General features: G+C 26.4%; 21 protein-coding genes. 13 read left to right on the top strand and 8 right to left on the bottom strand.

The annotated features are described in order from the left end of the window. Window positions 1-63: 63 nt before the first annotated feature. Entirely contained in the window at window positions 64-699 is a 636-nt protein-coding gene (scpB, locus tag T324_RS0111215; protein WP_028330342.1) for an SMC-Scp complex subunit ScpB, read from the top strand. A gap of 112 nt (window positions 700-811) precedes the next feature. Here scpB and T324_RS0111210 read toward each other — a convergent pair whose 3' ends face one another. From T324_RS0111210 to T324_RS0111185, 6 genes are all read right to left on the bottom strand, one after another. Beyond that, window positions 812-1,855: an RsiV family protein gene (locus tag T324_RS0111210; RefSeq protein ID WP_028330341.1), complete on the bottom strand. Its 1,044-nt coding sequence runs from the start codon at window positions 1,853-1,855 to the stop codon at window positions 812-814. A 75-nt stretch (window positions 1,856-1,930) separates the two neighbouring features. Further along, window positions 1,931-2,182 (bottom strand): DUF167 domain-containing protein, encoded by a 252-nt coding sequence (locus tag T324_RS0111205; RefSeq protein WP_028330340.1) that lies wholly within the window; start codon window positions 2,180-2,182, stop codon window positions 1,931-1,933. Window positions 2,183-2,188: 6 nt separating this feature from the next. Further along, window positions 2,189-4,324, bottom strand: a complete 2,136-nt coding sequence (locus T324_RS0111200) for a DUF262 domain-containing protein (RefSeq protein ID WP_028330339.1) — start codon at window positions 4,322-4,324, stop codon at window positions 2,189-2,191. Next, a complete protein-coding gene (locus T324_RS18070) occupies window positions 4,311-4,448 on the bottom strand; it encodes a hypothetical protein (protein ID WP_156920167.1) in 138 nt (45 codons plus the stop codon). The genes T324_RS0111200 and T324_RS18070 overlap by 14 nt, the downstream gene beginning before the upstream one ends. Window positions 4,449-4,467: 19 nt before the next feature. Then, the gene (locus tag T324_RS0111190; RefSeq protein ID WP_028330338.1) at window positions 4,468-6,387 is read right to left on the bottom strand and encodes a DUF262 domain-containing protein; all 1,920 of its coding nucleotides are present in this window, start codon (window positions 6,385-6,387) and stop codon (window positions 4,468-4,470) included. A 69-nt stretch (window positions 6,388-6,456) separates the two neighbouring features. Continuing rightward, window positions 6,457-7,074, bottom strand: coding sequence for a carboxymuconolactone decarboxylase family protein (locus T324_RS0111185; RefSeq protein ID WP_028330337.1), 618 nt, complete (start codon window positions 7,072-7,074; stop codon window positions 6,457-6,459). A 279-nt stretch (window positions 7,075-7,353) separates the two neighbouring features. Here T324_RS0111185 and T324_RS0111180 point away from each other — a divergent pair, with 279 nt between their 5' ends. Continuing rightward, window positions 7,354-9,126: a tetratricopeptide repeat protein gene (locus T324_RS0111180; RefSeq protein ID WP_028330336.1), complete on the top strand. Its 1,773-nt coding sequence runs from the start codon at window positions 7,354-7,356 to the stop codon at window positions 9,124-9,126. Between the two features lie 12 nt (window positions 9,127-9,138). On the opposite strand, the gene T324_RS0111175 is transcribed toward T324_RS0111180, so the two are convergent. Continuing rightward, window positions 9,139-9,561, bottom strand: coding sequence for a MarR family winged helix-turn-helix transcriptional regulator (locus tag T324_RS0111175; RefSeq protein ID WP_028330335.1), 423 nt, complete (start codon window positions 9,559-9,561; stop codon window positions 9,139-9,141). Between the two features lie 171 nt (window positions 9,562-9,732). Between T324_RS0111175 and T324_RS0111170 the strand changes: the two genes are divergently transcribed. The 10 genes from T324_RS0111170 (at window position 9,733) to speB (ending at window position 20,350) form a co-directional block, all read left to right on the top strand. Then, window positions 9,733-11,349, top strand: coding sequence for a class I adenylate-forming enzyme family protein (locus T324_RS0111170; RefSeq protein ID WP_028330334.1), 1,617 nt, complete (start codon window positions 9,733-9,735; stop codon window positions 11,347-11,349). A 13-nt stretch (window positions 11,350-11,362) separates the two neighbouring features. Further along, a complete protein-coding gene (locus tag T324_RS0111165) occupies window positions 11,363-12,943 on the top strand; it encodes an acyl CoA:acetate/3-ketoacid CoA transferase (RefSeq protein ID WP_028330333.1) in 1,581 nt (526 codons plus the stop codon). Window positions 12,944-12,959: 16 nt separating this feature from the next. Next, on the top strand, window positions 12,960-13,703 hold the full coding sequence (gene fabG, locus T324_RS0111160) for a 3-oxoacyl-ACP reductase FabG (protein WP_028330332.1): 744 nt from the start codon (window positions 12,960-12,962) through the stop codon (window positions 13,701-13,703). 11 nt (window positions 13,704-13,714) lie between these two features. Further along, entirely contained in the window at window positions 13,715-14,896 is a 1,182-nt protein-coding gene (locus T324_RS0111155; protein WP_028330331.1) for a thiolase family protein, read from the top strand. A 19-nt stretch (window positions 14,897-14,915) separates the two neighbouring features. Then, on the top strand, window positions 14,916-15,761 hold the full coding sequence (locus tag T324_RS0111150; RefSeq protein ID WP_028330330.1) for a 3-hydroxyacyl-CoA dehydrogenase family protein: 846 nt from the start codon (window positions 14,916-14,918) through the stop codon (window positions 15,759-15,761). Window positions 15,762-15,779: 18 nt separating this feature from the next. Further along, window positions 15,780-16,001 carry a hypothetical protein gene (locus T324_RS0111145; RefSeq protein WP_028330329.1) on the top strand — a complete coding sequence of 74 codons (222 nt, stop codon included), beginning with the start codon at window positions 15,780-15,782 and terminating at the stop codon, window positions 15,999-16,001. Between the two features lie 20 nt (window positions 16,002-16,021). Then, window positions 16,022-17,575 carry a sodium:solute symporter family protein gene (locus tag T324_RS0111140; RefSeq protein ID WP_028330328.1) on the top strand — a complete coding sequence of 518 codons (1,554 nt, stop codon included), beginning with the start codon at window positions 16,022-16,024 and terminating at the stop codon, window positions 17,573-17,575. Window positions 17,576-17,647: 72 nt separating this feature from the next. Next, a complete protein-coding gene (locus T324_RS0111135; protein WP_028330327.1) occupies window positions 17,648-18,187 on the top strand; it encodes a hypothetical protein in 540 nt (179 codons plus the stop codon). A 23-nt stretch (window positions 18,188-18,210) separates the two neighbouring features. Continuing rightward, window positions 18,211-19,338: a glycerate kinase family protein gene (locus T324_RS0111130; protein WP_028330326.1), complete on the top strand. Its 1,128-nt coding sequence runs from the start codon at window positions 18,211-18,213 to the stop codon at window positions 19,336-19,338. A gap of 64 nt (window positions 19,339-19,402) precedes the next feature. Beyond that, complete coding sequence (gene speB / locus T324_RS0111125) at window positions 19,403-20,350, top strand: agmatinase (protein ID WP_028330325.1); 948 nt, start codon at window positions 19,403-19,405, stop codon at window positions 20,348-20,350. Between the two features lie 46 nt (window positions 20,351-20,396). Here speB and T324_RS0111120 read toward each other — a convergent pair whose 3' ends face one another. Continuing rightward, window positions 20,397-20,849 (bottom strand): hypothetical protein, encoded by a 453-nt coding sequence (locus T324_RS0111120; RefSeq protein ID WP_245580693.1) that lies wholly within the window; start codon window positions 20,847-20,849, stop codon window positions 20,397-20,399. Between the two features lie 116 nt (window positions 20,850-20,965). On the opposite strand from T324_RS0111120, the gene hisB reads away from it, so the two are divergent. Beyond that, window positions 20,966-21,565, top strand: a complete 600-nt coding sequence (hisB, locus tag T324_RS0111115; RefSeq protein ID WP_028330323.1) for an imidazoleglycerol-phosphate dehydratase HisB — start codon at window positions 20,966-20,968, stop codon at window positions 21,563-21,565. The last annotated feature ends 23 nt before the right edge of the window (window positions 21,566-21,588 follow it).

The following is a 21,588-nucleotide window of genomic DNA, read 5'->3' as shown; positions in this document are numbered from 1 at the left end:
GAAAAAAGTTTTATATATGTTATAATAACAAATATAAAATAAAAAAGGATTTTGATTAATATTATGGATGATATAAAAGAAACTGCAGAAAATGTTGAAACTGAAGAGAAAGAAGTTAATACAGCTGAAAAAAGTACTTTAGAAATAGATGAAGCTATTTTATCAAATAAAGAAGAACTTGAAAAAGTTATGGAAGCTGTAATATATGTAGAAGGAAGTATAGATATAGCTAGATTAAGAAATCTTTTTAAATGTGAAAATTCTGATATAAGAAATTATATAGAAAATATAAATAACAAATATAGAAATGCAGGAAGTGCTATAGAAATTCTTGAAGTTGGAAATTCTATTATTATGACTATAATACCTTCAACTTTCGGTACTTTATCTGCTATTTATGATAAAAAACGTAAGAAAAAAATATCTAAAGCAATGCTTCAGACATTGTCAATCATAGCATATAAACAACCTCTAACTAAAGCAGAAATAGATGATATAAGACAAAGCGACAGCGGATATCATTTAAAAGCTCTTATGGAAGACGGTTTTATTGCTTGGAAAGGAAGAAAAAATTATTTGGATAAAAGACAAACTTATGGTACAACAGATAAATTCCTTATGCATTTTGGTATAAACAGTTTGGATGACCTTCCAAAATTAAGAGAATTAAAAGATTTAGAATTCAATAAAAATGAATAGTTATTAAGTATAAAAATAATTATTATATTTCAATAATCAAAAAAACATTAATAACAATTTTTATAGCTATAATCAATTGATAAATTATAGTTATAAAAATTGTTATATCAATTTATAAAAACAAATAATACAATGGAGAATCTTCTCTTACATAAGGCTTTAGCTCATCAAAACTAAAACTTATCTCGGTTACACCTGTAGAATAAGGTGCTATATCATAAGTTTGCCATATAAAATTAATAGAATTAGGGAGTATTCTAAATGTAGAGTTTTCTAACGTTATATCATCAAAATTGAAATAATCTTCTTTTGTACTTCCTGTTTTAAGTATTTTATCTCTCATTACAGATATTAAATCATTATTATTAAAATCTGAAATTAAATCTCTTATTGTAATTAAGTTTGAACTCTCTAAAGAAAATACTTCCTGAATATTTGCTTTTTCCCCATGTGCTCCTGCAGTATATACATAAGAATAATTATCAAGTGCTATTACTCTATTGTCTATATAACCAACATTTACAGTATAATCTATTTCATAGGAAGCATTAGAATTAACACCATCAGCTATAAGAGTTTTCCATTCATTATAATAATTTTCACATTCTTCTTTAGCATAATTTAAAGAAGATTCCATATCCATTGAGCTAATCTCATTGTTTTTAGTAAATAAAAGCAAAGTTTTATGATATGAAAATATAGCATTTCCTATATTGTCATTTTTATAATAATCAACTATATCAGCATAATATACTGGAATATTTCTATTTAAAGAAAATTCCATATCCTTAACTTCATTAACCTCTTCATATCTTATCTCAGCATTAAAATTTATATTTTCATCTAAACCCCCAACTATATTGGCATGTATATTATTATTTTGATCAATCTCTTGTAAATTAATTTTTTTATTATTTATTTTTCCAGTAATCATTGCTTTTTTATTTTTTGTATAATAATATCCGCTTATAGTATTCTTTTTTTCATTAACATATAAATACATTGATGCTTCTTCACCTGATATATTTCCGGTAAGAAGATAAAATTTTGATTCTTCCATATCTGAAGTATTTTTATTTTTTGATGATGTATTAGTATTATTACCGCATGAAATGATGATAAACAATGCTAAAAAACATATAAATTTATTAGCCATATATAGTCCCCTGATTTATTATGATATTAATATATAGAATTAATATAAAAAATCAATAGCAATTTAAAAAATTAACTATTTATTAAAATATTTTTGAAGATTTTTCTCATCTATATTAATAGAAATAAGTTTTTTGCTGCTTTTCTCGCCCTTTAATATTTCAACATCTCTTTTTTTGATATTAAGTTCATCAGCCAAAAAATCAATTATAGCCTTATTAGCTTTACCGTCTATAGCCTTAGCCATAATACGAATGGAATAGGCCCCATTCTCGAATTTAAAACTGTTGGATTTAGCTCCCGCTGTTACTTTAACTTCTATGTTCATTGTTATTTATATATTTATTAATTCTAATAAATATTCATCATTTATAAATTCATCGTAAAATTTAATATAAGGCTGTGCCCCTCTAACATTCCAACATATATTATAAGTTTGGAAAAGAAATTTGTTATTAAATGGAGACTTATCTTTTTCTCCTTTTTTATCTTCTGGAATAGCGTAATACCCTTCGCTACCTTCTAGTACACCAAAATGTTTAGTGTATCTTTGAAAAAGACATTCTTTCTTCATATCATATAATAAATATATTATATATAATTGTTTTATTGGAGATTCAATATCTTTTATTTTATTTATGTCTTTTAATTCTCCAATCATAGCATCTAAATTATTTTTTCTATTATCATGCAAGAAATTATCTATAGTAAGTGTTTCATTACTTTTATTATTTATATAATATATATGATATAGATATACCAAATATAAAAATCCGCAATCTTCTTGTACTTCAAGTTTTACCATATGCATATGTTCATCATAAATATATATATTTTCATCTAATAAAAGTTCACCCCATATTTGATTTTTTATATCATATATTTCTCTATACTGTTTTAGTAAATTATCAAATAAGTTTAATTTTGTTTCACAAATTATATTTCCTTTTAATTTTAATTTATCCTCTTTTTTATCAAAAAATATTTCTTTAAAAAATTTTGTTTGAAGGTTGTAATTATTAATAAACTTTTTATTATTTTCTGAATTTTCTGAATATGCTAGCAAAAATATATTTTTAATTCTTCCTTTAAATAAAACGTCATTTTCAATTTTCAATATAGTATCTTTATGTTTAGGATATTGTTTGAAAATCTCTAGTTTGAAAATCTCTAGTTTCAAAGCTTCTTCGTATCTTTGTTCATTATTTATATAAGTAATTTCTTTATTGTTGTTTAATAATTCGTTAGGAAAATCAGATATTGTTTTGCCAAAGTTAGACAATACTTTTAATGATTCTAATACATTTTGTAAATTATTAGAATTAATATCAGAATTTTGTATTAAATTTCTAAATACTCTTGTTTTTTCTAAAATTTCATCATTTTCATTTATTTTTAAGTATTTATCTTCAATACTATTAATACTTTCAACATTTTCTATATTATATTTACTTTTTACTAAATATAATAATCCGTAAAATAAAGCTCTTTGTCCATTACCCAATTTATAACTTTCTTTCTCACCTCCTGCAATTATTGTATCTATATCAATGACTTTATTTTCATAATCAAATTGACATTTTTTTTGAAATAAATCCTTATTTTCATTTTTATTAATTATTTTTAATGCTGGAATAATCCAATCAAATATTTTTAATAATATATCTTTATAATTCTCTCCTTTATCATTCTTTCCTTTGATATTCATTAAATCAAAATCAAAATTTATTTTCTTATTATCATCATTTTTTTTATTTATATTATTATCCTTTTCTTTGTAAATATTGTTTTCTATTACAAAAATATCTCTAGCCCAGTATAAAACAGCATTCCAAATATTATCTGTATTATAAACATTATCTCCTTTACATTCCCATAAAATATCCTGCCAATCCTTTTCCCATTTTTTAAGATATTTATATTTTTCATTTTCATTTTTCATATTTTCAACTAATATAGCTTTCAATTTTTCTGATTCCTCAAGTACTACTCCTCTGTCATTTAATAATATATATTCTTTTTCAAGTCCTCTGTCATCATTAGTAATACATGTAAAAATAATCTTATTTTCTATATTATTTTTTATATATTCTTTATTTTCTGTAATTTTATTAAATTCATTCTCTATAATATCAAGAGCTTTAAGCATTGATTTTACTGTAGGGTCATTATCCCATATACTTAAGTACCATATACAGTTTTTTATTTTTTCAGATATGCTTCCTCCATTTATTGCTTCTATATTTGATATATTTTCTTCAAGTAGTTTTTCTAAAAAATTATTGCAGTTTTCTCTTACTTTGAATTTAAACTTTTTTATATAATCTTTACCTATACCTAAATACCAATAAAGTAATACTAATGTAGTTATTCTCTGCTGTCCGTCTATAAGAGCATATATTTTTTCATTTTGATAAACTTTATATGCGTAAAAAAATCCTATATCTAATACTTTTTTATTTTCTTTCATTAATAATATTATTAAATATATTTTTTAAAAACCTTCTCAATACTATTTCATTATTGCCCCAAACATAATCTCTTTGTATTTCTGGTATTATTAATTCATTTTTTAATAATTCGCTTAATTTCATTTTTTGTCCTTACTTATTTTTATAAATCTAATAATTGTTCTAATTTATTTTTTTGATATTCAAGATATGCCTCAAAATCATTAGGAGTCCAATATGCTTTTGTTCTCTCTGATCCGTCAAAATTTTTAGAGAATATTTTTAAAGTTAAAGGCGGAACAAAAATATTTTCTTCAGATATTTTTTTTAGCAATATAGTTCTCTTTTCTTCAAAAATATAATTTTGCAAAGATGAGTTTATATTTTTTGAAAGTAAAGCTAAATTGCCTATTTTTTGTATATCAAATACTATATTATTACTAATTTTATTAATTTCATTAATTTTATTAATATCAATGTATTCTTTTTCATCATCATTCTCTTTTTTTTCATCAATAGTTTTTTTAAGTTTTTCTATAATTAAATTTTTTAGTTCCTCTATATTTTCATTATTATTATTGACAATACCTAATATACCACAAATATTTTTTAATTCTTCTTTATTTTCTTCTTTATTTTCTTCAAACAAACATATTAAATCTAAAATATATGATTTATAATTTTCTTTTGTAGCATTTTGAGGGAATATATGCTCTATAGACCACTGTTCTTTATTATGCAAATCGAATCTGTATCTGAATCCTTTATTGAATGTTTTATTATTAAAATTATAACCTTCCAAACAATTTAATAAAAGCATTATTTTTTCTATATCTTTACTATTATTTTGGTAACTTAATTTTTCGTATTGAGTTTCTTTTATTTTAATAGAATCAGTATCATATATTTTTAATTCTTCGATAATTGACTGAATGATTTCATTTTTCAATTCCTTTTTATTTTTTAATTTATCTTTGCTGTCTACTATTATTTCAAATAATCTATTAATTGATAAGCCTATATTTACAGCAATACCAACCAAATGATACATGTCATTATCATAATACCAATCTTTTATAGTGTAATAATAATCTTTTATTTTATTTAGTATATCATTACTTGTTTTATTATTTTCTTTAATACATTTTTTATAGTCGCTAAAAGTTTTTATATTTATTAAATCAAATAATAAAGATAATTTATTTGCAATTTTATTATTTGCAGCTATCCAATACCATACTTCATCTTGAGCTAAAAAACTTTCCATTTCGTCCCATAATCTTCCTATATTGCTTCTTATTTCATTTAAAAGTATGTCATTTTTTAATGATTTATTTTTTTCTTCACTTATATTTATTATCAAATCAGCTTTTATTAATTCTATATCTGTGAGAGGCACTCTTCCGCTGTTTAAGTTGGCAAATACAGTTTCACCTTTAATACCTGTTAATTCATGCTTATAGAAATATACATTTTGAAGATTATCATATATTTCATTATCTGTATTATCTGTAAACCATTGATGCATACAAAATAAGGCATCGCAAATAAAGTAAATATCCTGTTTATTATATGAGCTTTTTTCAATTGCATCATCTTCTTTTTTTATATCTATTTCCGTATCTTTTACACTATTAAAAATAGCTATACAACTATCATAATTAGATATATCATTAATAATTGTTTCTAGCTTATTATTAATGAAATGTTTTGTTTCTTCTCTTATTTGATAATCTAAATTATATATTTCTTCGGAACCTAAATATTTCAAAAGCAGGTATATTGTTGTAAGTCTTTGCTGTCCGTCAACTACTTCATATTTATTTTCATTTTTATCTTCGTTTTCAACTGTTAAATTATACAAAGAATGTTCTTTATTAATTTCTATGATAGTTAAATTATGCAGACAATAATCTTTTTTATTATCTTTACCTATAGAATTAATATCATTAAGTAAATCTTCTATGTTCTTTTTACTCCATTTATATCCTCTTTGATAGTTTGGAATATAAAAGGAATAATTTTTTAAATAATACTTATTTTTTTCATTTCCTAATATATAAATTTGCTCTACATTACTCATATATAAAAACCTTTGATATAATATGTTAAGTATAGTAAATTTCTAATTTGCAGTCAATATTTTTATGCTTTATTTATTAATTTTACATATATTTGTAAACCCTGCAGTAGGAACTCCCAAAGACCTTATAAGCCTTGCCCAATAATTAACCTGTGCCGCAGTAGAAGCTAATATTAATATTGCACGCTCTGAATACTCTTTTTTTACTTCTGTGATTAATTCTTCGGATATTATTACAGGCGTTTTTGTTATGGCTGAAATATATTTTAAAGCAATCTTTTCCTTATTTGACATAGTCGGGCAGAAATCTATATCCTTATTTTGTAAATATTTTATTTCTTCTTCTGTTACACTGTCTTTATCATATTCAAAACTATTCATATCTATACAAAACGGACATGCAACATCTATTGAAATTTGTATCCTTATGAGTTTCAATAGCCTTTTATGTACTTCTTTATCATCATGAATTATGAGTGCCTCCATTACACCTGAACTTATTGCAGTTTTAGGATTCCAAGCCAAAATCTTTGGAAGCTGTAAATCTTTTTTCACTTTCTTTTTTGCTATCCACATAGGAAGTTTTAAAAAGAAAGGTATTTTCTTTGGAGGTTTTATATATGCTTCTTCTGAACTTTTGAAGTAATTATCTTTAGTGCTTTGTATATCAAAATTTATATTGTCCATTTAATTATCCTTTTTAATTTTTTTATATAGTTATTACTTTTAAGTTAGTCTATGGCTAAAAATAATAAATTTCTTTTACTAGTACATAAATACTTCAAAAATGTTAGATTATTCATTATTTTTTACTATGCTTAAAATATAACATTTTGTAAAAATTATTTTAATCTATTTATAAAACATACAATATGGTTGTAATTTCAATAAAAAATTGTATATTATAAAAAACGATAAAATTTTATAGGTTTAAATTTCTTAATAATCATTTATAATAAGTGGATTATGAAAAATATAAACAGATATCTTCAAGAAATAGATGAATATATAAATGATAAAAATTATGATGATGCATTTACCTTATGCAATAATGTATTAGATAATATCGATTCTAATAATATAGAGGCCATATTCAAAGCGGGATACTGCAGCTATAAATTGCAAAAATATGATATTGCAATGATGAATTTTACAAAGGTACTATATTTAGAAAAAAATCCTAGAAACAAAGCTATATATAAATACTATATGGGAAGATGCTATGATGTATTTCATTCATATAAAGAGGCTTTGGAATGTTTTGTAGATGCTTATAATTTAGATTCATCAAACAAATATTATACATTATGGCTAGGTATTAGTTATGCCAAGAAAAACGATTATAATAATGCTTTAATATATTTATCTATGTCATTAGGTTCAGAAGATTATCTAGTGTACGGATATCTTGGATACTGTCACATAAAACTAAAAAATTATGATACCGCTATTATGCATTTGGAGAAATCTATATCATTAAAAGATGATGATTATCTTATAAGATACTATGCAGGATCAACATATTTTCTGCTTCAAATATACGATAAGGCATTAAATCATTTAAATGAATCTATAAGATTAAAAGATGATGAATTTGATACTTGGTTTACTATAGGAGAATTATATCAAGTTATAGAAGATGATTCATTATCAAAAGAATGTTTTGAAAAAGCTAGAAATATTGCCATAGAATATAAAGATATAGAAAAAGCATCTGAATGTTTTATAAGACTTACAGAAGTTCAAAGCAATGAATATTTAAATCATTTATACCTTGGAATTTGTTATGCTAGATTAGAAAGCTATAAAAATGCCGTACATCATCTGTTGGAATCTATAGATATAAATGAAAAAAATAATAATGATAATAACTACTTAGCATTTTACTGGATTGGATATATTAATTATATAGACAGTGAATATGATGAAGCTATAAAATATTTAGAAAAATCAATAAAATTAAATAATGATAAAGATAATTATTTAAATAGATTATGGCTAGGCAACTCATATTTCAAGATAGGAAATCATAAAAAAGCTTTATTTAATTTGAATAGATCTATAGACTTAAAATATAATGAAGCAGAACCCTATAAATCAATAGCACAACTGTATATGAGTATTGGACAAAAAGATAAATATTATGAATATATGAATATATATAAAAAATTATTAAAACAGGAAAAGAAAAATAAAAAGATTCCAAATGATACAGCAGAATCACAAAATGACATAATATTTAATAATGAAGCTATAGAAGAAACAATGCTTAATAATAACTATAATATCTATTATAAATCATCATCTATCAATAATATTCCATTTAATAAAATAAAAAAGGAAGACATAGAACATTTTATAAATTTTTTATTTCAAAATATAGAAAATTCTGATTTATATAATTTATATTCCTCCAATACAGAAAAAAAGAACTATATAGGTTTTGATAATTTCAATATAGATAATTTTATATCATATCAAAATATAATAGAAAATGTTCTAAAAGAAAATTTTGTAAATGACAATAAGATAACAATTGTAAAAAATATAACACCAAATTTTTATGATGATAATGAAATAAAATTAAATGAAGAAAACATAAAAAAAATGATATGTAATATAGAAGATCTATTTTCATGCATTTCAGATAGTATACTACATTCAATGCTAAACTATTATGAGCAATATGATATAGAACTATATTATATACTAATAAATTTAATAAAAAAATATATTTAAACTAATAAAAATTTATTTGTTTGATTTACCTAATTTCTTTAATAAAACTATAAGCTCTTCACTTTCTTTCTCTGTCAAAGGATTTAATTTTTCTAAAAAGCTTGAATGTATTGGAAAAAGTTCTTGCATAATTTTTTTACCAGACTTAGTTAAAGAAATCTCTACAAACCTCTTATCAAATGAACCTTCTTTTTTGGAGATATATCCTCTTTTTATAAGTTTCTCTATAGTATATGCTGTGGTTGCTGTTGTAAGCAATATTTTCTCAGATAATTCTTGTACACTCACAACACTTTTTTTATTGTATAAATATTCCAAAGCCCCAAATTCACTTCCAGAAAAACCTAAAGATTTTATATTTGCCTTAACCTTTTTTATATATGCATTATGAGCTTTTGATAAAACAACCACAAGCTTTAAACTATTATTGTCCATATATAAAAATTCCTCAAAATTATTATGAATTCATTATACTAATAAATAATTAAATTGTCAAAATAATTTTTAAAATTTTAATTTTTATTGACAAGAATATTTTTTTTGACTATATTATATACAAATCAATTAGAATTCTAATCGATTTAATAATATATTCGAGGCTCTACTATGATATGCGGTAAATCTTTTTGGAATGATGATATCAAAAAAGGAATGGAATATATAAAAATTGCTGATAAAAACATATACACATACAAAGATGAAGCAAACAGCATGTATGATATTCTATTGGAAAGTGCCAAATCTTTCAAAGATAAATTAGCTATTATAGACAGCAATGAAAAAGAATATTCATATAGCAATTTATTAAAATTAACAGATGAATTCGCATATTATTTAGAAAAAGAAATAGGAATAAAAAAAGGAGATAAAGTAGGCATATTAATATCTAATTCTATAGAATTTTGTATTACACTTATGTCTATATCAAAATTATCTGCAATTGCCGTTATATTTCCATCAAAATATAAAGAATCAGAAATAATATCATTATACAGTAAATTGGATATAGCATGTGTAGTTGCCGGAAATAAATATATAGATTATTTTAGAAATGAAAAAAATCTAAAAACAATAAAATGCGATAATGAAGCAAATAATTATGGTTTCAGCAGTATATACTCTTCAAATTTGAATTTCAATAATATAGCTGATAATAAAGAAAGAAAATTAGAAGAAAATGCTATAATTATGTTCACATCAGGCACAACATCAAAAAGCAAAGCCGTATTATTAAAAAACTATAATCTAGTACATGCAATAATATCATACAAAAGAATTTTAAATATTGATGATAAAGATATTTCAATCATAGCAACTCCTATTTATCATATAACAGGAATAATAGCTTTATTTGGATTATTTATATATGCAGGAGGTCTTTTATTTTTGAAAAAGACATTTAATGCTAAAGAGGTATTAGAATGTGTATTAAAAAACAATATAACATTTATTCATGCCTCTCCTACAGTATTTTCTCTTTTGATAGAAATAAAAGATGATTTTCCTAATCTTCCAAGTTTAAAAAGTTTTGCATGTGGAAGCAGCAACATGGCACCAAAAAACATTTTAACAATAAAAAAATGGCTTCCTCATGCAGATTTTCATACAGTTTATGGATTAACAGAAACATCATCTCCAGGAACAATTTTTCCAATAGGAGCTGCTGACAGTAAATATATAGGATCATCTGGAATTCCTATACCTGGATTCAATGTAAAAATAATGGACGAAGAAGGAAAAGAATGCGGATATGGAGAGAAGGGAGAAATATACGTAAGCGGATCTGTTGTATTGGAGAATTATTATAATTTAGAATCAAACAATATAATAGATGGATGGCTTAAAACTGGAGATATAGGATATTTGAATGAAGACGGATACTTGTATGTAGTTGATAGAAAAAAAGATATGATTAATAGAGGCGGTGAAAAGATATGCAGTTTTGATGTTGAAAATGAAATATACAAAATAGAAGGAATATTAGAAACTGCAGTAGTAGCTAAAATTGATGAAAAATATGGAGAAGTTCCTGTTGCTATGGTGAAATTAAATGACGGTTATTCTTATAGTTATGAAGATTTACACAATATACTAGCAAATAATCTAGCAAAATACAAAATTCCTGTTGAGATTGAATTTGTAAATGATTTGCCAAAAACAATAAATGGAAAAATAGATAAAAATGCAATAAAAAATTTTTTTAATAATAAAAAAACAGAATAAAAAGGAAAGTGATATGCTAAAAAACAATTTTATAACAGCACAAGAGGCCGCGGAATTATTTGAAGATAATAAAACAGTGTGTCCAGTAGGTATGACATTAGTAAGTGCTTCTGAATCTGTACTTAAAGCTTTAGAAAAAAGATTTTTAGAAACTAAACATCCTAGTAATCTTACTTTACTGCATTCTTGCGGACAAAGTGACAGAAAAGATGGTATACAACATTTTGCCCATGAGGGTTTTGTTACAAGAATTATAGGTTCTCACTGGGGATTACAACCTAGATGGATGGAAATGATTGCAAATAATAAAGTAGAGGCTTTTTGTATGCCACAAGGACAAATAGCTCAGCTTTATAGAAGTATGGCTTGTGGACTTCCAGGAAAAATTTCAAAAGTAGGTTTAAAAACATTCGTTGATCCTAGAATAGAAGGCGGAAAAATGAATGATAGAACTAAAAAATTGGATGAAAATACATCAGAAATCATAATGATAGATAATCAGGAATATATATTATATAAATCAATACCTATAGATTACTGTTTAATAAGAGGAACAGTATGCGATGAAATGGGTAATTTGACTACTGATGAAGAAGCAATGAAATTGGAAGTATTGCCTGCTGTACTTGCTACTAAAAGATTTGGAGGAAAAGTTATAGCACAAGTTAAAAATGTAGCTGCTACAGGAACATTAAATCCAAAAAGTGTTACTGTACCTGGTGTGTTCATAGACTATGTTGTTGTTTGTGATAATCCTTTTGAAGATCATAGACAAACTTCATCTTGGTATTTTGACCCTTCATATTCAGGACAATTAAGAAGCCCTCAAAGCAATATAGAGCCTTTAGAATTCAGTGTTAGAAAATTCATAGGACGCAGAGCATGTATGGAAATAGCTGAAGGCAATATAATAAATTTAGGAACAGGAATACCAAATGATGTTGTAGGAAAAATATGTAATGAAGAAGGTGTTTCTGATGATATTATGATCACAGTTGAATCAGGAATATACGGAGGAGTTCAGGCAAGCGGAATAGATTTTGGTATAGGTAAAAACTTATATGCTATGATAACTCACCATGAACAAATGGATTATTATAATGGTGCTGGAGTGGATGTTACATTTATGGGGGCTGGGGAATTAGACCAATATGGAAATGTTAATTCTACTAAAATGGGAGACAGATGCACAGGTGCAGGCGGATTTATAGATATAACACAGAATGCTAAAAAAGTTGTATTCTGTGCTACTTTTACTGCTTCTGAATGTGAATACTCATTTGAAAATAATAAATTAACAATAGTCAAAGAAGGAAAAATCAGAAAGATGGTTGCCAATGTAGGTCAAATATCTTTTAACGGCGAGATTGCAAGAGCAAAAGGTCAGAAAGTTGTTTTTGTAACTGAGAGAGCTGTATTTGAAGTTGTAAAAGAAGGTGTTGTTCTTATAGAAATTGCCCCTGGTATGGATTTACAAAAAGATATATTAGATCAAATGGATTTCAAACCTATTATTTCTAAAGATTTAAAAACTATGGATTTGGATTTATTTAATAAGGGTAAATTCAATTTAAAAGATAAAATGAAAAAATAATCAAGGAGAAAAATATATGAGTAAAATTTTAGACGGAAAAGTTGCAATAGTAACAGGTGCCGGAAGAGGATTAGGTAAAGGAATTGCTAAAAAGCTTGCTGAAAAAGGAGCTAAAGTTGTAGTTACAGATGTTATTCTTGACAATGCCAAAGAATGCGTAGAAGAAATAAAAAAAGAGGGCGGAGAAGCATTATGCCTTATAGGTAATATTGCTAAGCTAGAAGATGTAAACAATATATTCCAAACTACAATTAAAGAATATGGTAAAGTTGATATAGTTGTTAATAATGCCGGAATTAATAAAGACAGCATGCTTCATAAAATGACTGATGAACAATGGGATAATGTAATAGCTGTTAATTTAACAGGAACTTTCTACATGACAAGAGAAGCTGCTAAAATAATGAGAGAAAAAGAATACGGCAGAATCATTAATATTTCTTCTATGAGCTGGCTAGGTAATATTGGTCAGTCTAACTATGCTGCATCAAAAGCTGGTGTTATTGGAGTTACAAAAACTGCAGCTAGAGAATTAGCAAAAAAAGGAATAACTTGCAATGCTATATGCCCTGGATTTATAGAAACAGACATGACACGTTCTGTTCCTGAAAAAGTATGGGATATAATGATTAGCAAAATACCTGCAGGAAGAGCTGGAACACCTGAAGATGTAGGCAATATGGTTGCATTTTTATCCTCCGATGAAGCTTCTTATATAAACGGACAGATAATAGAAGTTAGCGGCGGAATGATATTATAAAGGAGTTTTATATGAGTAAAAAAATAGTATTAATCAGCGGTGTAAGAACTGCTATAGGTGAATTTATGGGAGGACTTAGCTCTATAAATCAAATAGATTTAGGCGGAATAGTAATTAAAGAAGCTGTTAATAGAGCTAAAATAGCAAAAGAAAAAGTAGATGAAGTTATAGTTGGTAATGTAGGTCAAATAGCTGACAGCGGATTTATAGCAAGAGCTGCTATGTTTAAAGCAGGATTAGAAAAAGAAACAACTGCATACAGCGTTAATAGGCAATGCGGAAGCGGTTTACAGGCTATAGTAGACGGTTCTTTAGAAATTCTAACAGGAAATTCTGAAGTTGTAGTTGCATGCGGTACAGAAAATATGTCCAGACTTCCTTATTATGTAACTAATGTAAGAAATGGATACAGAATGGGACATCAGCAATTAGAGGATGGTTTATTGGATATATTAACTTGGCCTTTAGGACCTTATCATAATGGTATGACAGCAGAAAATGTTGCTGATAAATATAATATAAGCAGAGAAGATCAGGATAAATTTGCATTATCAAGCCAAGAAAAAATGATAAAAGCGCAGGATGAAGGAAAGTTCAAAGAAGAAATCATACCAGTAGAAGTAGTTAACAAAAAAGAAACTGTTATTATAGATACAGATGAACATCCTAAAAGAGGTCTTACTTTAGAAAAACTTGCTAAATTAAAACCTGCTTTCAAAACAGGTGGTTCTGTAACAGCAGGAAACTCTTCAGGTATTAATGATGGCGCTGCTGCTGTAGTTATGACAACAGAAGAAAAAGCTAAAGAATTAGGTGCAAAACCTTTAATGGAATTCGTAGGATATGCTGTTGCTGGTAATGAAGCAGAATTAATGGGTTTCGGACCTGCTTTATCTACTAAAAAATTATTAAAAAAACTTAATATGGATGTAAAAGACTTGGATTTAGTAGAATTAAACGAAGCATTTGCATCTCAAAGTTTAGCTGTTATAAGAGATCTTGGATTGGATGAGAGCATAGTAAATGTTAATGGTGGAGCTATATCACATGGACACCCTGTAGGAGCTACTGGATGTATATTAACAGTTAAAATGATGCATGAAATGAAAAGAAGAAATGCTAAACTTGGTTTGATTACTATGTGTATAGGCGGAGGTCAAGGAATTTCTGCTATATTTAGAAATCTTCAATAATTTAAGGAGAATTTAAATTATGGAAAAAGTGATTACTGTAATAGGTTCTGGTCTAATGGGAAGCGGTATAGCCCAAGTATGTGCTTACAGCGGTTTTAATACCATTCTTATAGATATCAAAAAAGAACTAGTTGAAAATGCATACAAGAAAATAGAATCACAATTAATCCGTATGGTAGAAAAAAATAAATGCTCTAATGAAGAAAAAGATAAAACTTTATCAAGAATAAAAATTAGTGTTAATTATGAAGATGCTAAAGACAGCGATTTGGTTATAGAGGCAGTTAATGAAAACATTGAGATAAAAAAATCAGTATTTAAAGAGCTTGATAAAATATGTGATAAAAAAACCATATTAGCTTCTAATACTTCTACATTATCAATAACTTCTTTAGCTTCTGTAACAAATAGACCAGATAAAGTAATAGGCATGCATTTTTTCATTCCAGCTCCGGTAATGAAATTAGTTGAGATTATTCCAGGTATTAATACATCATCAGAAACATTTAATTTTGTTAAAGATGTATCAGATAAATTGAATAAAATTTCTGTAACTGCTAAAGATTTTCCAGGATTTATTGTTAATAGAATTTTTGTTCCAATGTGGAATGAGGCTATGTTTTTGGTTATGGAGGGAGTTGAACCTAAAGATATTGATAATGCTATGAAATATGGTGCTAATCTTCCTATGGGACCTTTAGAACTTGCTGATTTTGCTGGATTGGATACTGTTCTTTCTGTTATGAATACTTTATATGACGGATTTAAAGACTCTAAATTCAGACCATGCCCTCTTCTAGTAAAAAAAGTAGAAGCTGGAGATTTGGGAAGAAAAACTGGAAAAGGATTTTATGACTATAAATAAAAATGGAGGATATACAATATGAAAAAAAGTATCAAAATATTGTTTGTATTATTTAATATATGTTACTTTTTATTTGATTATGTAATAGTAACAATGATACCAAATCCTATATTATTCGGATGGCTTCCGCTGCAGCTTTGTGTTTTATTATTTTTGCCAGTGCCTGCATCTGTAGTATGGGGATTATATTTTAATGCTTTCTTCAAAACACAAAAACACGTTGATTATTCAAAAAAATAGTTGATTAGGAGTATAATATTATGATAAATTCAGTTCTCATTTCTATAGGTATATTAATATACTCTATATTTATAGTTTTTCATGGATTTAAAACTTTTAAAACTACAAGTAAATCATCTGAAAGTTTTTTTACTGCCAATAGAGGTTTAAATCCATTTATATTATTGTGTACAACATCTATATCCGTATTTTCTGCTTTAGCATTTTACGGTGCGCCTGCAGGTATTTATAAGGATGGTATAGGATTCTATTCTAATACAGGCGGTATGGTTGCTGGTTTGATGTTTGTAATACTAGGTTATAGATTATGGTTATTAGGTAAAGAATATGGATTTAGTACACCTGTTGATTTCTTAAGATCAAGATTCTATTCTGAATTTTACGGAATTTTAATAGCTTTAGTATTAATCATATTCATTGTTCCTTATGTTGCTATGCAGCTTATAGCTATAGGTGATGCAGTAGTAGTAACAACTAATAGTTTAGTTCCTTATGTTATAGCTGTTGCTGTTGGAACTATAGTTGTATCTCTTCACATTATCGGTGGCGGTATGGGAGGAGTAGCTTGGATGGATACATTCCACATGATACTTGGATTCGGTACTTTAATAGTATTAATTTCATATCTTACTATTAAACATTTCCCAGATGGAGGATTTGCTCAAGCTGTAGAAATAATAATGCAGAATCCTGAAACTGCTCCTATTTTATCTATGCCTGGACCTAGAGGAGCATTTGACTGGAAAGGAATGATAGGTAATGCACTTACAGGAGCTATAGCAACTGTAGTATGGCCTCATATATTTATGAGAACATTCGTAGCAGCAAATAAAGATAATTTTAGACAAATGTCTTGGGCTATGCCTATATCTTATGTTTTAGTTTATACTCCTATAGTATTAATAGGTGCTATATTGGCTCCAGCTATATTGGGACCTAATTTCCCTAAACCAGATAATGTAGTTGCTGTATTATCAACACAGTATGCACCTCCTATAGTAGCATTTATTTCTTTATTATGTTTGTTTGCTTTTGGTGTATCTACTGCGGACTCTCTATTATTGTCAGCATCTGCTATAGCTTCAAGAGATATTTATTTACATAAATTTAAAAATGATGCAGCTTCTTCTTCAAAAGACGTTGTAACATTCGGAAGAATAGTATTATTCTGCTTGATGATAATAACTTTGGTAATAGTAGCTATAAGACCTGCTTCAATTACAGATTATGCATATAAATTGTCATCACCATTTTTTGCTCAGATATTGCCTGAAACTATAGGCGGATTATTCTGGAAAAGAAGTACAAAAGAAGGTGCTATAATCGGTACTATAGCAGGATTAATAACAGCTATAGTGTTTACTTTCTTTGTAGCTCCTCCTTTGGGTTTCTCAGCTCTTATATGGGCATTAGTAGTTAATTCTATATTGTTTGTATTAGTAAGTCTTGTTACAAAATGTCCTCAGGAAGTAGTAGCAAAATTCCATACTAGAATAGACTCTATAATATATTCTGGTGCTGAAACTTCTTCTGTTATGGAAGATTCTATATCAAATATGGTAAATAATAAATAAAATATATAAATAAAAAAACAGATGCAATTAAAATAAAAATTGCATCTGTTTAATATAAATTGGCAAATAACTATGGAAAACATTATTGAAAGAAATAACACAATAGAAAATACATCTGTTTTTAGTGTATACGGCATAACAATACTTCACCCAAATAATTGGCAAATATTTATTAATAATCAAATACCATTTAAATTTGAAAATGGCTTTGTAAAAATAGATGCCTCTTCAATTTCAAATACCAAAAAAACTGATACTAGTATGACATTGAGATGGATAAAAAGTAAAGAAATAAATTCAGTTGCCGATTATATAAACGAATTTCAAAATCAATTCAATATAAAAAATAAAAAATATAAAATGGACTCTTATAAAATAATAGAATTAGAAAAATTAAATGATAATGCTTATTTAATATGGTCAAGAGTAACGGCCAATCATAGTATTTTTAGAATATTAAAGGATAATGAAACTTTCGATTCATTACAGCTGTCTACTTTCGGAAAAAATTCAAATAGATTGGTTATACAAACTATTACAGCAGCAACGGATAATATTGAACAAAATTTTGAATATTATAAAAATATTTTATCACAATTACAATGTGAATAATTAATTATTAGGATGATAATATAATGAAAAAAATAATAATAATACCAGATTCTTTCAAGGGAAGTGCAAGCAGTTTAGAAGTATGCAATTGTATAGAAAAAGGAGTATTAAAGGTATTTAAAGATGCAAAAATAAAAAAAATACCAGTTGCTGACGGAGGCGAAGGAACAGTTGATTCTATACTTTATGCTGCAGGCGGTAATACAAAAAAAGTTAATGTAAAAAACCCAGAAGGTAAAGTAATAGAAGCAAAATATGGTCTTATTAATAAAGATAAAGCTGTAATAGAAATGGCAGAAGCATCCGGAATTACTTTAGTTGATGATAAAAAAAGAAATCCTTTGAAATATTCTACATATGGAACTGGAGAGCTTATAAAAGATGCTTTGAATAATAATATAAAAGAAATATTAATAGGTATTGGAGGAAGTGCTACTAATGACTGCGGCATAGGTATGGCTAATGCATTAGGATATAAGTTTTTAGATAAAGATAATAATGAACTTGAAGCTATTGCTGAAAATATGATAAAAGTTGCTGATATAGATGACAGTAATGTAGATAAAAGAATATTCGATATAAAAATAAGCGTGGCATGCGATGTTAAAAATCCGCTTTATGGAGAAAACGGAGCTACAGCAGTATATGGTAAGCAGAAAGGTGTTACCGAAGAAAGTTTTGATATACTTGATAACGGACTTAAGAACATAGCAAAAATTGTGAAAACTAAATTTAACAAAGAAATAGATTATTTGGAAGGAGCCGGTGCTGCAGGAGGACTTGGAGGAGGATTGGTTGCATTCTGCAATGCTGAGTTAAAAAGAGGAATAGATGCTGTACTTGATATAATAGATTTTGAAAATGAAATAAAAGAAGCTTCATTAATTATAACAGGAGAAGGAGCTATTGACGGGCAAACTAAGGAAGGAAAAGTTCCTGTAGGTGTAGCTAGAAGAGCTAATAATATACCTGTAATTGCTGTAGTTGGCTCTATGTTGGAAAATGCTGAAGAAGTATATGAATTTGGCATACGTTCTATAATGCCTGTATTTAAAAAGTCTATTACAATTGAAGAAGCTATTAATAATGCCAAAACTTTAATAGAAGATGCAGCAGAAAGAGCATGCAGATTTATTTCCATAAATATATAATTGACAAAATATATTTTATAATATAATTTGTTTTATAATCAATTTTCTTTTTAAGGATATTTTTATGGAAAATAAACCATTAAGTGCATTAAGCTCACCTAGATTCTGTAATACAGGAAATTTTATGAGACTTCCTAAAGTTTCAGATTTATCCAGTTTGGATTTTGCTATAGTAGGCATACCATTTGATACAGCTTGTTCATATAGAACCGGTGCAAGATTCGGACCTAGTGCTATTAGACAAATATCAGCAATGATTAAGCCTAATAATGTTATATTTGAAGTTAATGTATTAAAAGAATTAAATGGTGCTGATTACGGAGATATTAATATAATTCCGGGATATATTTTAGAAACTTACAAAAATATAGAATCCGAAATGGATGAAATATTAAAGAATGATGTTATACCAATTTCATTTGGAGGAGATCATTGTATAACATTAGCAGAATTAAGATCCATAGCTAAAAAACATGGCCCTGTATCATTAATACATTTTGATTCACATGCTGATATAAATGATTTGGTATTCGGACAGAAATATAATCATGGAACACCTTTCAGACGTGCTATTGAAGAAAATTTAATAGATCCTAATAAATCTATACAAATAGGAATGCGTGGTTCTTTATATGATCCTGATGAGTTTAAAAAAGCTGCTGAGCTTGGTTTAAAACTTATACCTGCACATAAAGTAAGAGAAATGGGTTTTGAAAAACTAAATGAAGAAATATTAAACAGAGTTGGAAATAATAAAACTTTCTTAACATTTGATATAGACTTTGTTGATCCTGCTTATGCTCCTGGAACTGGAACTCCTGAAGTTGGCGGATTTACTTCTTATGAAACTTTAACTATGATTAGAGCTTTATCTAATGTTAATTATGTTGGATTTGATATAGTTGAGGTTGCTCCTTGTTATGATAGTTCTGAAATCACTTCTTATTTAGCTGCTAATATAGCTTTTGAGTTTATTTCTATACTCGCTTTAAAGAAAAAAAACAAATCTTAATATTTTATTACTTATAAAAGGCTGGTAACTATAATAAGTTATCAGCTTATTTTTTTAAATTATCTGTGAAGCCATATATATTAAAGTATCTAACTTCAATATCTTCTATATCATCATTTATGTTTTTTAATTTAAATTTTAAATTAAGTCCCATTAAGTAATTATTATTCAAAGCTATATATCTTTCCATTTTTCCGTCATTTTTACTTGAATAATCATATATAATCATATTAACATCTATATGAACATCAGAAATAACATAACCATCTTCAAAAATTTCTGTTGTAATAAGAGTATATTCGCTTAAATATTCATACTCAGAATTTGCTGTATCTGAATATAACTGCTTCATTATAGAATCTAAATAATTTTCAACTCCATTTTTAATAGCATTTTCTATATTTTTATCTTTATGAACTTTATCCCTCACCTGCTCTTTAGTCATCTTATTATTAGAATCATTTAAATTATGAACATTAAAATTTTCTAAAGTCCCCATAATTAACTCCTATATAATAATTATATATCAAATCTATAAAAGTTTTTTAAAGATATTGAAAAAAATTAAAAGCATTATTATTATAATATAAAATAATATTTAGGAGATTAAAAAATATGAGAACTTCAGCTATAGAAAGAAACACTAATGAGACAAAAATAAAAATACAATTAAATATAGATGGAACTGGTAAATACACTAATAACACTAATATTGGATTTTTTAATCATATGCTTGATTTATTTGCACGTCATGGAAGATTCGATTTAAATACAGAATGTATTGGCGATATAGATGTTGATTATCATCATTCAGTTGAAGATGTAGGTATAGTTTTGGGAAAATGTTTCTTTGAAGCTTTGGGAGATATGAAGGGAATAAAAAGATACGGTAATTTCTGTATGCCCATGTGTGAGGCTTTAACATTGGTAGCAGTTGATATATGCGGAAGAAGCCATTTAGTTTTTGACAGCGATTTAAAACATGAAAAAGTAGGAGATTTCGATACAGAACTTGTAAAAGAATTTTTTACTGCATTTACAAATTCTATGAATATAACTTTGCATATAAAAACTTTTCATGGTGAAAATACCCATCATATAATAGAATCCATTTTTAAAGGCGTAGCACGTGCTTTATCTCAAGCCTGCGAAATAGATGAAAAATATAAAAATGAAGTATTATCTACAAAGGGAATGATTGAAAATAATCAATAGTATTTTGACTTTTATATTTTATT

Origin of the sequence: Brachyspira alvinipulli ATCC 51933 (assembly GCF_000518245.1) — a bacterium.
In the GTDB taxonomy this organism is placed as follows: domain Bacteria; phylum Spirochaetota; class Brachyspiria; order Brachyspirales; family Brachyspiraceae; genus Brachyspira; species Brachyspira alvinipulli.
This window is presented reverse-complemented; position numbering and strand designations above follow the sequence as displayed.

Coding starts and splice junctions, on each gene's coding strand:
- T324_RS0111155 (WP_028330331.1), top strand. CDS start 13,715: ATGAGTAAAAAAATAGTATTAATCAGCGGTGTAAGAACTGCTATAGGT.
- T324_RS0111175 (WP_028330335.1), bottom strand. CDS start 9,561: ATGGACAATAATAGTTTAAAGCTTGTGGTTGTTTTATCAAAAGCTCAT.
- T324_RS0111150 (WP_028330330.1), top strand. CDS start 14,916: ATGGAAAAAGTGATTACTGTAATAGGTTCTGGTCTAATGGGAAGCGGT.
- T324_RS0111145 (WP_028330329.1), top strand. CDS start 15,780: ATGAAAAAAAGTATCAAAATATTGTTTGTATTATTTAATATATGTTAC.
- T324_RS0111190 (WP_028330338.1), bottom strand. CDS start 6,387: ATGAGTAATGTAGAGCAAATTTATATATTAGGAAATGAAAAAAATAAG.
- hisB (WP_028330323.1), top strand. CDS start 20,966: ATGAGAACTTCAGCTATAGAAAGAAACACTAATGAGACAAAAATAAAA.
- T324_RS0111120 (WP_245580693.1), bottom strand. CDS start 20,849: ATGGGGACTTTAGAAAATTTTAATGTTCATAATTTAAATGATTCTAAT.
- speB (WP_028330325.1), top strand. CDS start 19,403: ATGGAAAATAAACCATTAAGTGCATTAAGCTCACCTAGATTCTGTAAT.
- T324_RS0111210 (WP_028330341.1), bottom strand. CDS start 1,855: ATGGCTAATAAATTTATATGTTTTTTAGCATTGTTTATCATCATTTCA.
- T324_RS0111185 (WP_028330337.1), bottom strand. CDS start 7,074: ATGGACAATATAAATTTTGATATACAAAGCACTAAAGATAATTACTTC.
- scpB (WP_028330342.1), top strand. CDS start 64: ATGGATGATATAAAAGAAACTGCAGAAAATGTTGAAACTGAAGAGAAA.
- T324_RS0111135 (WP_028330327.1), top strand. CDS start 17,648: ATGGAAAACATTATTGAAAGAAATAACACAATAGAAAATACATCTGTT.
- T324_RS18070 (WP_156920167.1), bottom strand. CDS start 4,448: ATGAAATTAAGCGAATTATTAAAAAATGAATTAATAATACCAGAAATA.
- T324_RS0111200 (WP_028330339.1), bottom strand. CDS start 4,324: ATGAAAGAAAATAAAAAAGTATTAGATATAGGATTTTTTTACGCATAT.
- fabG (WP_028330332.1), top strand. CDS start 12,960: ATGAGTAAAATTTTAGACGGAAAAGTTGCAATAGTAACAGGTGCCGGA.
- T324_RS0111180 (WP_028330336.1), top strand. CDS start 7,354: ATGAAAAATATAAACAGATATCTTCAAGAAATAGATGAATATATAAAT.
- T324_RS0111130 (WP_028330326.1), top strand. CDS start 18,211: ATGAAAAAAATAATAATAATACCAGATTCTTTCAAGGGAAGTGCAAGC.
- T324_RS0111165 (WP_028330333.1), top strand. CDS start 11,363: ATGCTAAAAAACAATTTTATAACAGCACAAGAGGCCGCGGAATTATTT.
- T324_RS0111140 (WP_028330328.1), top strand. CDS start 16,022: ATGATAAATTCAGTTCTCATTTCTATAGGTATATTAATATACTCTATA.
- T324_RS0111170 (WP_028330334.1), top strand. CDS start 9,733: ATGATATGCGGTAAATCTTTTTGGAATGATGATATCAAAAAAGGAATG.
- T324_RS0111205 (WP_028330340.1), bottom strand. CDS start 2,182: ATGAACATAGAAGTTAAAGTAACAGCGGGAGCTAAATCCAACAGTTTT.